Raw genomic sequence first — 13451 nt, 5'->3', positions numbered from 1 at the left:
AATGAAGAAGTTATTTATCCTACTATTTGTTGGCTTGGCAAGTGCTGTCAGTTTCCCGATCTTTGCGACGGAAGAGTTAGCCAATGTAGAAAACATCTCAAAGATAGCGAGTCTAGTGCGATGGAGCGGCGTGTTCTTCTCCATGATCGTTATTGCGGCGATGTGGTTACTGCTTAAGTTTATCAACTCGATGGTGACCAGTTTTGGTAGCCAATTCGTGCAATACCGAATGCTGCTACAGAAACTGCAGTCGTTTACTCAGTTCTTTATCTATGTGAGCACAGGTCTTATCGTGTTCATGATGAGCTTTAGAATCAACGACCAAATACTGGCTTTGATTGGTGGTACCCTCGCCGTGTCAGTCGGCTTTGCGCTTAAAGATTTGGCAGCTTCATTCATCGCGGGCATCACGGTAATGATTGATAGGCCCTTTCAAGTTGGTGACCGCGTCACGTTCGAAGGCAACTACGGTGATATCATTACCATTGGTTTGCGTTCAGTGCGAATGAGAACCCTGAACGATGACATCATTACCATTCCGAACAACAAGTTCTTAAATGAAGTGACCACCAGTGGTAACTACGGTGCGTTGGACATGCAGGTGGTGATTCCGTTTTACGTTGGTATGGATGAAGACATCACCCTAGCCCGCGATCTGATTCAAGAAGCGGCGTCTTCAAGTCGTTATATCCACTTGCCGAAACCTGTAACGGTTTTGGTTAAACAGACGATTACCGATAACTACCTAGCAATACAGCTAACTTGTAAGGCTTACGTTGTGGATACTGCGTATGAGAAGCTGTTTGAAACCGACATTACTTTGCGTGTGATGAAAGAGTTTAAGAAGCACAACATCAACCCACCGAAAATTTCAGTAGCGGCGCATTAGGCTTGATGCTTTAGACGTTTGTTGCTTATAGCAAATGGCTAGCCATAAATAAAAACACCTCCGAATTTATCGCAAGTGCGGAGGTGTTTTTTATGAGCTTTTTATCTTTAAGCTAATAGTCCTATTGATGCTAAACCTTAAAGTATTTCAATTGCTCAGTAAGGTGTTCTGTAGTGTTCGCCATTTTCTGACTGTCTTCTGCGAGCGATTGTGAGGCTTGGAGTACCTCATTTGCAGCGAGATGAATCCCAGTAACACTTTCACTCATTTCAGTGGCTACCGTGCTTTGCTGCTCCGAGGCTGCGGCAATTTGTGCCACCATGTCATTGGCGTTATGCAGTTCATTCACAATCACATCGAGTTGTTGACGAGTTTCGTTAGACGCGACAACACTGTGATCAACCTTCTCGTTACTGCTTTGCATTGCCTTAAAGGTCCGTTCTGCTTGTTGAGTCAGTTTCTCAATCGTGGATTGCACTTCGTTAGTTGAATTTTGAGTGCGGCTAGCAAGATTTCGAACTTCATCAGCAACCACTGCGAATCCTCTGCCTTGCTCTCCTGCACGTGCCGCTTCTATTGCTGCGTTGAGCGCTAACAAGTTCGTTTGTTCTGATACATCACGAATCACACCAACGACTTGGCTTATTTCAGTCACGCCTGATTGCAGATCTCTGACTAAGTTATTCGCGTTACTTAATTTCATAGCTGACTGACTTTATTATTTGTTTTGATTATGGATTTCGGTCAAGGTATCAAAATTTCGTACAGTTCAGATGATATGCATCAAGATCAAAAGATATACACTGTGTTACATAACCAAAAAGAGGTGCTCGTCAAACCGACAGAGGTTGAGATTTAGTCTGCGATAGATTAGTAGTGCGGGATTTTCGTGCTTGGGCTAAAACGTTCGTGTAATAGCCCAAGCGCGTTAGAAGTATTATCAGATGATAATGTCAGTGAATAAGTTCTTAGAACTTATAGGTTTGATACTAGCAATTGAGGTGTCGCTTTCTGTTGAAGGTAGATACTAAAGCAACTTCCCTTACCTACCTCCGATTCAACTCGGATCTCGCCGCCAGTTTGGCTCAAGATACTCTGAGACACTGACAACCCTAAGCCCGTGCCATCACGTTTGGTGGTATAAAATGGCGAGAAGATGCGTTTCAGTTGTTCTTCCTTAATACCGCAGCCTTCATCTTGAACATGAACGATAGCGCCATGAGACACGCCATTTTCAACCCAGTCTTCACTCGAAATGGTTAACGTGCCATGTCCGTCCATTGCATGAATCGCGTTCATTTGTAGGTTAACCAGAATCTGTAGCAATTGATTTCGGTTCACTTCGACTGAGGTTTTAGCATTCAGTTGTGATACGTACACAATGCCTTTCTTCTTAGCGCCTGTTTTTACAAGCGTAATACTTTCATCGACAATTGGATTGATATGTTGCCACGTAATTTCGTCTTGTACGCCGCCGTGACGGCTGTATTGAAGCAGGCTTCGTGTGATATTTCGAATTCGGTCAATCTGCTCCATGATCGCGTGGACTTCTTCGTCTACACGGCTCACTTCATCGCCCAGTTCAAACTTCATCAGTTCAACGTTGCCAAGAATCACGGCGGTTGGGTTATTGATCTCATGAGCAATACCCGCCGTTAATTCACCTAATGCGGCCAGTTTTTCATTGACCACCAGCTTATCTCTGGCTTGATTGAGCAGTTTGATGTGCAGTTCAAGTTCTTCGGTTTTCTCTTTCAAACTCGCGGTACGAGAATGCACTTTGCACTCAAGTTCAGACGCCGCTTGTTGAATCTCTTGATTACGCTCGTGCAGTAGATCCAACATCTTGTCGAACTGTTTAGCGAGCAGTGTCAGTTCGTGTTGATCATCCAAACCTAGCGTACCAATTCGCTTGTCTTGCCCCATCTGGACTAACTTAACGACCTTATGAATGCGTTCAATTGGGTTGAAAAGATCACGCGCACCACGGTGAACGATCAAACCGGATGCCAACAACAGCAACACAATGGTAATGCTAATTTCGCCAAGGTTGGTCAAGTAGGTTTCTATCAACGGCCAAATCAAATAACCGGTGTAAAGCATGCCGATCACGTTATTAAACTGGTCATGGATTGGTTGGTAAGCCGTGATGTACCAAGCATCGTAAACATACGCTCGATCTAGCCACTCTTTACCTTCATTCAAGACTTTCGAGTGAACCTCGTGAGAAACACGCGTACCAATGGCGCGCCCTACACTGTCTTCACTGCTCAAAGGCACGTTGGTGCTAACACGAAGATCATCAAGGAAAACCGTGACCGTTCCTATATGACGATTAAAACCTTCTCGTTGTGGATAGATAAGGTTACTGATTTGGTCAACAAGTTGAGTACTGTTATTCAGTAAGATCCCACCATCCAGAAAACCAATCACATGATCATGTTCATCTTTGATGGATACAACGGTTCGGCTTACCAATCCGCGAGTCTCGACCTCTTGCCCGTTGAGCATCGGAACTTCCGCTTTTTTAGCGAGGTCACGATCGAGATAATTGAGTTCATTACGGCTTAAGACACTGAAAAATGAAGGCTTGTGAGTTAAGTTTAGATATTCGAGTTTCTTTTCCATGCTCTCGACACTGCGCCAGCGCAGAAAATCGAGCTCATAGCGAGATTTGTTCTCAGACACCCAGCGAGTTAGCTCTTCGTGTGAAAGATCACTCGCGAGTTTGGTTCGAAAGTTATAAGACTCGGCGAACGCACGAACGTTGTATGCTTGCTGATTTTGGATCAGGTGAATACTGTTATCGGCAACATCCAAGCGTTCATCAACATCAATCAGAGCGCCCTGCCACGTGTAATGTATTGACCAATACAGTGTGATAGCCACAAGCGCGCACAAGGTCAGAATGATCGGAGCTGATGTTAGGAATAATAATCGGTAGCGAACCATGGTTTTGAATCGGAACGCCCACTTTGACCACCAACGACGTCTAATCGGCATATTCAGAGCCTTCTGTGTTCCAATCTTTGTACTTACGCTCTAGCGTTTTACGTGCGACGCCAAGATCTCTTGCAGCTGCCGATTTATTGCCATCATGAAAACTAACCAGCTGTTCTATATGAGATTTTTCTACTTCTTTGAGTGTCCAAGTGTTTGGATAACCCTCGGCAGCGTCTGCATTATTCAAGTTTGGCATTTCCGCACCATGTGACACCGTCACTGAAATGCTAGCGGGAACAGGATCACCATTAATCTCGCGCCAATAGTGTGCTGGTGGCTTGTCTAAAAGAATGCATCGTTCGACTAAGTTTTTAAGTTCACGAATATTTCCCGGCCATTCGTATTCGTTCAACGCCAAGATATCTTCATGTGCCCAATTTGGAACTGGCATGCCAAGCTCGCTCGATAAAAGACGAGTAAAGTATGGAACAAGTTCAATCAGGTCTGACGGGCGCTCTCTCAATGGCACCACATCAATCTTAAGTACATTGAGTCGGTAGAACAGATCGCGGCGGAAGTGCCCTTTATCGACCTCTTCTTGAAGATTTCGGTTGGTCGCCGCCACCACTCGTACGTCAACGGAAATTTCCTTCTCGCTACCGACTGGACGAATGGTTCTTTGCTCTAACACGCGTAACAATGCAGCTTGCATTGGCAGTGGCATTTCACCAATTTCATCAAGGAACAAGGTGCCACCACTTGCGATTCGGAAAAGACCTTCACGGTTTTTCTTCGCACCAGTAAATGCGCCTGATGTATGTCCAAACAGTTCACTTTCTAGAAGTTCTGGAGCAATCGCACCACAGTTGATTGGCACAAATGGACCTGTGCGTTTACTGGCTTCATGTACACCACGAGCAACCAGCTCTTTGCCGGTACCCGACTCACCTTCTATCAAGACGGACGCTCGAGACGGTGCAAATTGACTGATCAGCAATTTAAGTTGTTTGGTCTTGTCTGAATTGCCAATCAGTTCAGTCTTGATATGACGACTCACATCACGCTTCAACGCGTACTGCATTCTTTGGTCGAGTCGCTTATCCATACAACGCAGAACCGCTTGTATCATCTGTTCGAGGTTGAACGGCTTAAGAATAAAATCTGAAGCACCAAGCTTAAGCGCGGATATGGTCATCTCTAGATCGGCATAACCCGTCATGAAAATCACATCGGCGCGTTTGTCGTTGTCGTTAAACGCCTCTTCCCACTCAATGCCAGAGCGGCCTGGTAGGTTGATATCAAGGACAATCAGATCAAAATGTTCGCTCGAACGCAGCGTTTCAGCCTCTTCAACCGATCCTGCGCTCGACACCTTGCCAAAGAACTTACCCAGTGCTTTCTTTAAGATAGCCTGCATACCCAATTCATCATCGACCACCAAGACGGAAAACGCCTGATACTGAGTCAATGTGTTCGGGTTGAGATTGGATGCAGATGAACTAGGTAAAGACATAATGATTAGCCGGTGAGAAAAGTTGGGACAGAGTGTACCAATTAACCTTTTCTCCAACAGGGACAATGTGCGACATTTTGTCCTAGCTCATGTTTTGATTCATTTTAACGGGGTAAAAGACTCAGTTTTGTCCGAAATAACAGCAATTTAATGAAATCTGATGCATTATTTGTTGGCATTAAGATTGCTTATAAGGTGTAGATTTCTAATTACAACAATTAGCGTCTTATGCACATGCCCTCTTTGAGCCCTTTAAAATTGAAGGCATGTCATTCATTTATAACAGAATGGACATAATAATAATGAAAGCAATTCCCCTAACTATTGCAGCTCTATCTATCGTCAGTTACACGGCTAGCAGCGCGGAAGACACCACTCATATTAAGTTGGCGACAACCACAAGTACTTATCACTCTGGTCTACTGGACTACTTATTGCCTGAGTTCGAAAAAGATTCTGGTATCAAGGTTGATGTTCTAGCTGCGGGTACCGGTAAATCACTTCGCATGGGCGAAAATGGTGATGTTGATTTGGTAATGACTCACGCACCAAAAGCTGAAGCGAATTTCGTAGAAAAAGGCTACGGCGTTTTACCTCGTAAGCTGATGTACAACGACTTTGTGATTGTGGGCCCTCAAAGTGACCCAGCAAAAATTGAATCTCAAAAAGCTGTAGCTGATGTATTCAAAGCAATCGCAACCAACAACGCGACGTTTGTGTCTCGTGGTGACGATTCAGGCACGCACAAGAAAGAGATGGGCATTTGGGCACAGACCAAAATGGAACCAAACTTTGGTGGCTACCGCAGTGTTGGTCAAGGCATGGGCCCTACTCTGAACATGGCGTCTGAAATGCAAGGCTACACCATGACAGACCGTGGCACATGGTTGGCTTACCAAAACAAACTGGATCTTAAAATCCTTTTCCAAGGTGACAAGAACCTATTCAACCCTTACCAAGTAATCCTTGTTAACCCAGAGCGCTACCCAAGCATTAACTACCAAGCAGCGAAAGTATTCAGTGATTGGTTGGTGAACCCTAAAGGTCAGAAACTGATTAACGACTTTAAACTGCATGGCAAACAGCTGTTTGTAGCGAGCGCAGAGTAGTTTTTCGTCAGCGTAGATTCGTTTATAACAAGCTGAGAATGGTTTGTTGTAAGTACTAATTCCAATTAGCACTACGCTTAACTAACCAGTTAACTGAAGCATTTAAAGAAACAATAGCTGGCCAATATAGGCTCAATAATATTGTGTCAGCTATGATTAACATCAGTCATTACCGATAAAGACCTATTATCGATTCACACGAGATACTTCATGACCCTATGGCAAACAACGATTGATGCAATGAACCTACTAGTGAGTTTTGACCACGAATTGTGGAAAATCGTCGCGGTATCTTTCAGCGTATCTTTGTCCGCCATCTCATTAGTGATTATTCCTGCAATCATCATGGCTTTCTTATTGGCTTATACCGAGTTCCCCGGGAAGTGGGCATTATTATCGGTGATCAACACCCTGCAAGCTATCCCAACCGTGGTTATCGGTTTGTTGATGTACATGATGCTCTCTCGCTCTGGCCCGTTAGGTGATTGGGAATTACTGTTCACCCAAAAGGCGATGATTCTAGGTCAGATGCTGATCTGTTTCCCAATCCTAGTCGCGATGATGCACGGCGCTCTGCAGGCCAGTGACCGCCGAGCGGTTGAAACGGCGCGCACGCTTGGCGTATCAACGACTCGTGTGGCGTGTACGTTAATTTGGGAAACGCGCTTCCCTCTTTTAGCTGCAACTATCGCTGCCTTCTCTCGTATCGTCACTGAGGTTGGTTGTTCAATGATGGTCGGTGGCAACATTATGGGGATGACAAGAAACATCCCAACAGCTATCGCTATGGAAAGCCACAAAGGCGCATTCGCTCAAGGCGTCGCCCTCGGTATGGTGTTATTAGCATTGGCATTAGCCCTTAACTTTTTCCTTTCCAGTGTGAGAGGAAAAGGCTATTTAAGAACTTAGGAACGCTGTCATGAGTATAAAAATAACAACGCAGCAAATTTCAATGCGCTACAAAGAGCGTGTTTTGTTCCATATTCCCGAATTGTCGATCGGCCCCAACGATGCCATTTATCTCAAAGGAGATAATGGTGTGGGTAAAACGACCCTACTTAAAATATTGTCTGGATTGATTCAGCCCAGCTCTGGCCGCATTCAGTCTCCGACACAAAGCTGGCAGCAGATCTTATTCCCTAGGCTCAAGTTCAAAGACATTATCTACCTGCATCAAACCCCCTATCTTTTTGATGGTTCGGTGTACCAAAATGTCGCTTATGGCATTCGCTTTAACAAAGAGAGCCAAAAAGATAAGCGAGCTCAAATAATTAATGCATTGAGAATGGTAGGTTTAGAAACCTTGGCAGATGAACACATTTCTGTGTTGTCTGGTGGTGAGCGTCAACGCGTTGCAATGGCACGAGCCTGGATTCTTAAGCCGTCAATCTTGCTTATGGATGAACCAAGTGCCTCTTTAGACAAAGAATCTATTGAAAGATTGGTGATAATGGCCGAAGATCTTCTTCAAAGAGGCGCGAGTTTAGTCATCACTAGTCACCAAACTAACGCGTTAACCGACTTATGTAAGAAGCAATGGTGGATCAAAGACAATACTTTGACCGAATCGCCGCTTCTGCAAGTTATTCAGAAAGATAAAGCACAAGAGAATATTTATGCTGCTTCCAACGCAAACTAGTTGGGTTATTTTGGCTGGCGGACAGGCCAGCCGCATGGGCGGAAAAGATAAAGGACTTGTTGAGCTCAACGGTTCTCCGCTTATTCAATACGTTATAAACAAGCTGTCACAGCAAGATGTCAGCATCACTATCAATGCCAACCGTAACTTAGACAGTTACCAAGCATTTGCTCCGGTTGTTTCCGATTCCTTCCCTGACTATCCAGGTCCATTGGGCGGCATTCATGCTGGCCTTAAAAACGCGAGTACAGACTGGGTCGGCTTTGTCCCTTGCGACAGCCCACAAATCAGTGACGACCTTGTTGAGCGTTTTTGTTCTGCAGTTAAAGAAGACAGCGACATTCTTGTCGCGCATGATGGCGAATTTAAGCAACCTGTATTCACCCTATTCCACAAACGTGTTCTACCAAAGTTAGAAGCGTTTTTGGAACGTGGTGATCGTAAAATCATCTTGCTATACAAAGAGTGTGTTACTGAATACGTTGATTTCAGCGATTCTCCTAACTGCTTTGTTAATCTCAACACGCCAGAAGAACTCACCCAATTCGGAACGCTTCAATAATGAAAGATTCTAAACAACGCCCTAACCTTCCTTTATTGGGCTTTGCTGCTTATAGCGGTACAGGCAAAACGACCGTACTTGAAGCCCTGCTTCCTCTGTTGACTGATGCGGGTTTAAAAGTTGGCGTGTTAAAACATGCTCACCACGATTTTGATGTCGATAAGCCGGGTAAAGACAGTTACCGCTTACGTAAAGCGGGCGCGAACCAAATGTTGATTGCTTCTCGTAATCGTCACGTGATGATGACAGAAACACCAGAAGCCGAAGCAGATTTTTATTACCTGCTGACTCGATTTGATACCAACACGCTTGATCTGATTTTGGTTGAAGGCTGTAAGAACATCGCCTTCCCTAAAATTGAACTGCACCGAGATGAAGTGGGCAAACCTTGGTTATATCCAAACGATAACAACATTATTGCTATCGCGGCAGACAGCCAAGTTGAATCAGAGCTGCCACAAATGGCGATCAGCGACTTAGAAGCAATTCGTGATTTCATCATTGAATACGCTCAATCGTTCGACTCTACTTCGAAAAAAGATAAAGTCGCTTCATGTGCATCTTCAAAAGACAACATGCCAGTTGTGTGTTGCGACTCTTTCTCTCCAGCCGGCCTAACGGTTACTCAAGGTCAGCAAAAAATTGTTGATAGCATTGATGCTCTAGATTTGACGGAATCTGTTTCCTTAGAGCAAGGCTATGGCCGTGTTCTGGCTGAAGATGTTATCTCGCCAATCAACGTGCCTCAGAACACTAACTCTGCAATGGACGGTTATGCAATTCGTAGTGAAGATCTAGAATTGGACAGTTACAACATCGTTGCTGAAGTCATGGCGGGTCACAGCTACGAGCAAATCGTGCAACAAGGTGAAGCCGTTAAAATCATGACCGGCGCACCAATGCCAGAAGGCGTTGATGTTGTCGTGATGCGTGAACAAGCCGTCCAAGATGGCGATAAAGTTAGCTTCCCTGATGCTAAAATCTCGGTTGGACAAAATGTCCGTATGGCAGGTGAAGATTTAGAAATCGGCCAACCTGTCTTTACACGTGGCACACGCATTGAAGCGCCAGAAATGGGCATGATGGCGTCGTTAGGTTTTGGTACCTGCCCTGTTCTGCGTAAAGTGAAAGTGGGTGTGTTCTCTACGGGTGATGAAGTTCAAGCGCCGGGTCACGAGCAAAAACCAAACTCTATCTACGATTCGAACCGTTTTACTATCATCGGCATGCTTCAAAAGCTCGGCTGTGACATCGTCGATTACGGCATCATTGAAGATGATGAGCAGAAGATGATGGATGTGCTGCATTCTGCGTCGCTTGAAACCGATATGGTTTTGACTTCTGGTGGTGTGTCTGTTGGTGATGCGGATTACATCAAGCTTGCGTTAGATAAACTGGGTGAAATCAACTTCTGGCGTATCAACATGCGTCCAGGTCGCCCATTGGCTTACGGTAAGATTGAGAACAAGCCGTTCTTTGGTTTACCGGGTAACCCTGTTGCTGTGATGGTGTCGTTCATTAACTTTGTTGAGCCTGCGATCCGCAAGCTTCAAGGTCAAACGAACTGGACACCAGTAAAAGCAAATGCTGTAGCAACTGAACAACTGCGCTCACGCCAAGGCCGTACTGAATTTAGCCGTGGTGTGTTCTCGATGAATGAATCTGGCGTGCTTGAAGTGAAAACAACGGGCAAGCAAGGTTCAGGTATTCTGCGTTCAATGAGTGAAGCGAACTGCTTAATCGAAATCTCTCCAGCAGTTGATACTGTGAAAGTTGGCGAGACAGTGACGATCATTCCTCTGCAAGGTCGTGTTTGATTTAGCACGACCTCGATTTACCATAGCTTCTCAATATACAAAAGAAGCCCGCTTATATTCGATATAAGCGGGCTTCTTTTTTGTTCGTACAGAGAAAGCTAGAGTGATATGCCGATTAGTTTAAACGACCGTGGGCTTATCTAACGGACAATTGGATAAGTCGCAGTTATTCAGATAGCAGTCGATAAGATTATAATTGTTACGATCACCTTCTTTCACTCGATACAGTTGCTTGTCTGCGATGTCACAAATCATCTTGAAGTTGCTATCCACGTTGTCGCTAACAAGCTCAACGTTTACCCCGCCGATTGATAAGGTAAGTTGCTTGGCTCTGATCGCTTTAGGACTGACTAACGCCAACTCATACAATGTATTTCTAAGAGTAACGACTTTCTTTTCGATATCTTCGCTACTTTGACCAAAGCAGATTGCCATAAACTCGTCCCCGCCATATCGGAACAAGTAATCGTTCTTGGCCGAGAATGTACTTCTCAGCAAACGACTAAGAATACGAAGCGCTTCATCACCTTGTAAGTGACCATGAAAATCGTTGTAGGCTTTGTACTCATCAATATCAATCATCAATACTGCAAGTGACCGTTTTTGCGTATAAGCATTACGAATCAACACAGGTGTAATTTTGTCGAGTTGATAGCGATTCGATAAACCCGTTAATGGGTCTGTCGTGCTCAATACCTCAAGCGTTTGATTGGCACTCTCTAAGCGCTGTCTTTGCTTTTGATTCTCAAGCGAGACAGCAATGAAACTCGCCAAATGCTCGATTAACTGACAATGGTGTTGTTGGTATTGGTTGGGTAAATGATGCTGTATGGACAACAGCCCTATCACTCTTTCATTGAGAATGATCGGCGTCAGAATGATGGAGTTGGTGTCTGGTTTGTCTTTAACCACCACTAAGTCGTCATCTTTACGTGAGGCCTTGTCAACATAAGGCTCTAGCGCATCATCGGTGACGCTGTTCAAATGCACTGTTGCTCGTTTACGAATTACATAAGTACCGACGGTTTGGTTATCTTGGCAAGTGACTTTGAGGTTTTGTACCAAGCCTTGAGTATCGACAAAGTATTGGTAGTCGAGTATGTCGGACTCGTCGTCATACAGCGCAATACCAAATTCGAACGTCGGCAGAATCGTGTTTATCTTACTGAGGATTTCAGGAAGCACGCTATACAGATCAGGAGCGGTAGCAATGAACTGACCGATATCGGTAATCGCGCCCATGTACTTTTGCATTTGGGTAAACACTTCGTGCTGTTGTTTGTCTCTTAGAGTGTCCACGCTTTGTAGAATACGGTTGCTTTGTTTGCGTTCGTAAGCCTTGAGGTATTTTTCCGAAAGCTCGATATGTTCCGTTTGCAGTGATGCAAGGCCATTACAATCTTGTTGAAGGTGAAAGATTTTCGCCTTGGTCTTCGCGTAAATACTATAGAAGTGGTAACTGTTTTTGAGCTCAAAGTTCTGCTCAAGGAAAAGACATCTTTCTTGGGCTTGTTCAAGCTCCCCTATTTCCACCAAATATTGAAACCAACACACCAAGTTTTCCATTCGATTATGGTCGTCGTTGATTTTCAGGAAATATTGTTCCGCTTGATAAAACACATCAAGCACGTCACTTGGAGCAAAACAGCCCTGTTGAACCCTACCTTGCTGAACCATAGTTTGAGCTAGGTATCCGTGACACAGTGCGAACGTTCTATTACTTGAGAGTGACTCGGCTATCTTCTTCGCTTCAGCGATTGCTCGAATCGCTTGGTCAAATTCTCCGGTATACGCACAACCATAAGCGAGGTTAAGGTGGCTCACTGCACAATCTAGCTGGCGGTTAGCATTCTGAGATGACGTTACCGCTTTACGTGCATACTGTTTTGCTTCTTCGAACTTTCCTAAGCTCAAATGCATGTCACTCAGGTTGCAATAGATGAGCGCTCGAATATTGTCATCAACAAGATGTAAGTTCTCTAACGTCTTTGCATAACACGCATAAGCCGATTGGTATTCACCACAATCGTTATAAACCGACGCCAATAGACCGTTGACGAAAACAGTGAGTTGAACTTCTTCTGGTTGGGTTGCATTTAAGCAGGTTTTATAATGTTCGACAGCATCAAGTAGATTGTCTTGGCGATCACTTTTGTACGCCTTCAGAAAAAGCGCAATAGACTCTGGGAACGGTTGATTATGGTCACGGCATATCTTTCTTACTCGCGCATCAACTTCTTCTAATCCTTTGATTCCAGGATAGTTTTGAATTCGAGTGATGATTCCCATAATCTGAGGGTAAAGCGTGTTGATCATAAATTAGATTTAAGCCGATCAAACATATAAATTGTGATTAGTGTACCATAAAATATTTTTGCGACTTACTGCTCGCTTTATTGATATCGCTAATATTTCAAGATTTTTTATCATAACCTTGAGCCACGTACGCTTTTTATGTAGAGTGCGCGCAAAGTAATAATTCTATTGGAGAGCACCATGGCTCGTACCATTCTGTACACTTACAAAGACGAAGACAAAGAGTTACTGTTTTCAAAACAAGAACACCGCACGATCCAAGAAGCTGTTGCTGCAGCTGAAGGCATCGATATCTCTGAGTATCTAAAAACTGAGCAACAGCTTGAGTTGATTTCTGATACTAAAGCGGTTCGCAACTACCAAGACAACTACTTCCGCAAGCTTGGCTTTACTAAGCTTACGTTGAAGCAAAAAGACAATCTTGGTGTTGGTAAAAAGAAGAAGTAAGCCCTCTTGGCTCTTTTCTTGATATGTCGTTTCTAGCTTTTCGTTTGTAGTTAACAGCTAACAGCTAAAGAAACGAAAGCACCGAACAATAAAAAATGCCGCAACCTCGAAAGAGATTGCGGCATTTTTATTTGTGCTTTTAACTATCTAACCTTAGCTAGCTTCATAGACAGAACCTTAAGCACTAAGCTCAGCGTAAATTCCGTCTAACGTAAT

Annotated in this window: 10 protein-coding genes and 1 pseudogene; 7 read left to right on the top strand and 4 right to left on the bottom strand. The window is 44.2% G+C overall.

Annotation, left to right across the window (positions count from 1 at the left end; translation table 11 throughout):
• Position 1 precedes the first annotated feature (1 nt).
• Positions 2-889, top strand: a complete 888-nt coding sequence (locus ACED46_RS15815) for a mechanosensitive ion channel family protein (protein WP_017059614.1) — start codon at positions 2-4, stop codon at positions 887-889.
• Between the two features lie 130 nt (positions 890-1019).
• Here the strand turns inward: ACED46_RS15815 and ACED46_RS15810 are convergent.
• The 3 genes and pseudogenes from ACED46_RS15810 to ACED46_RS15800 form a co-directional block, all read right to left on the bottom strand.
• Positions 1020-1583, bottom strand: a pseudogene (locus ACED46_RS15810) (methyl-accepting chemotaxis protein); the annotation flags it as partial.
• A gap of 281 nt (positions 1584-1864) precedes the next feature.
• Entirely contained in the window at positions 1865-3892 is a 2028-nt protein-coding gene (locus ACED46_RS15805) for a cache domain-containing protein (RefSeq protein WP_371721874.1), read from the bottom strand.
• Positions 3882-5345 (bottom strand): sigma-54-dependent transcriptional regulator, encoded by a 1464-nt coding sequence (locus ACED46_RS15800; RefSeq protein WP_371721873.1) that lies wholly within the window; start codon positions 5343-5345, stop codon positions 3882-3884. The genes ACED46_RS15805 and ACED46_RS15800 overlap by 11 nt, the downstream gene beginning before the upstream one ends.
• Before the next feature lie 302 nt (positions 5346-5647).
• Here ACED46_RS15800 and ACED46_RS15795 point away from each other — a divergent pair, with 302 nt between their 5' ends.
• The 5 genes from ACED46_RS15795 to ACED46_RS15775 all read left to right on the top strand — a co-directional run bounded on the left by ACED46_RS15795 (position 5648) and on the right by ACED46_RS15775 (position 10472).
• Positions 5648-6454: a substrate-binding domain-containing protein gene (locus ACED46_RS15795; RefSeq protein WP_017068185.1), complete on the top strand. Its 807-nt coding sequence runs from the start codon at positions 5648-5650 to the stop codon at positions 6452-6454.
• Between the two features lie 210 nt (positions 6455-6664).
• Positions 6665-7363: an ABC transporter permease gene (locus ACED46_RS15790; protein ID WP_017059610.1), complete on the top strand. Its 699-nt coding sequence runs from the start codon at positions 6665-6667 to the stop codon at positions 7361-7363.
• A gap of 10 nt (positions 7364-7373) precedes the next feature.
• Positions 7374-8093, top strand: a complete 720-nt coding sequence (locus tag ACED46_RS15785) for an energy-coupling factor ABC transporter ATP-binding protein (RefSeq protein WP_004733775.1) — start codon at positions 7374-7376, stop codon at positions 8091-8093.
• Entirely contained in the window at positions 8071-8655 is a 585-nt protein-coding gene (gene mobA / locus ACED46_RS15780; RefSeq protein WP_004733776.1) for a molybdenum cofactor guanylyltransferase MobA, read from the top strand. The genes ACED46_RS15785 and mobA overlap by 23 nt, the downstream gene beginning before the upstream one ends.
• On the top strand, positions 8655-10472 hold the full coding sequence (locus ACED46_RS15775; protein WP_371721872.1) for a bifunctional molybdopterin-guanine dinucleotide biosynthesis adaptor protein MobB/molybdopterin molybdotransferase MoeA: 1818 nt from the start codon (positions 8655-8657) through the stop codon (positions 10470-10472). The genes mobA and ACED46_RS15775 overlap by 1 nt, the downstream gene beginning before the upstream one ends.
• A gap of 120 nt (positions 10473-10592) precedes the next feature.
• Here ACED46_RS15775 and ACED46_RS15770 read toward each other — a convergent pair whose 3' ends face one another.
• Complete coding sequence (locus ACED46_RS15770) at positions 10593-12788, bottom strand: diguanylate cyclase (RefSeq protein WP_371721871.1); 2196 nt, start codon at positions 12786-12788, stop codon at positions 10593-10595.
• A 180-nt stretch (positions 12789-12968) separates the two neighbouring features.
• On the opposite strand from ACED46_RS15770, the gene ACED46_RS15765 reads away from it, so the two are divergent.
• Positions 12969-13235 (top strand): DUF2960 family protein, encoded by a 267-nt coding sequence (locus ACED46_RS15765; protein ID WP_017063882.1) that lies wholly within the window; start codon positions 12969-12971, stop codon positions 13233-13235.
• Positions 13236-13451 lie beyond the last annotated feature (216 nt).

It is taken from the genome of Vibrio sp. 1S139, from assembly GCF_041439475.1.
Taxonomy (GTDB): Bacteria; Pseudomonadota; Gammaproteobacteria; order Enterobacterales; family Vibrionaceae; genus Vibrio; species Vibrio crassostreae_C.
This window is presented reverse-complemented; position numbering and strand designations above follow the sequence as displayed.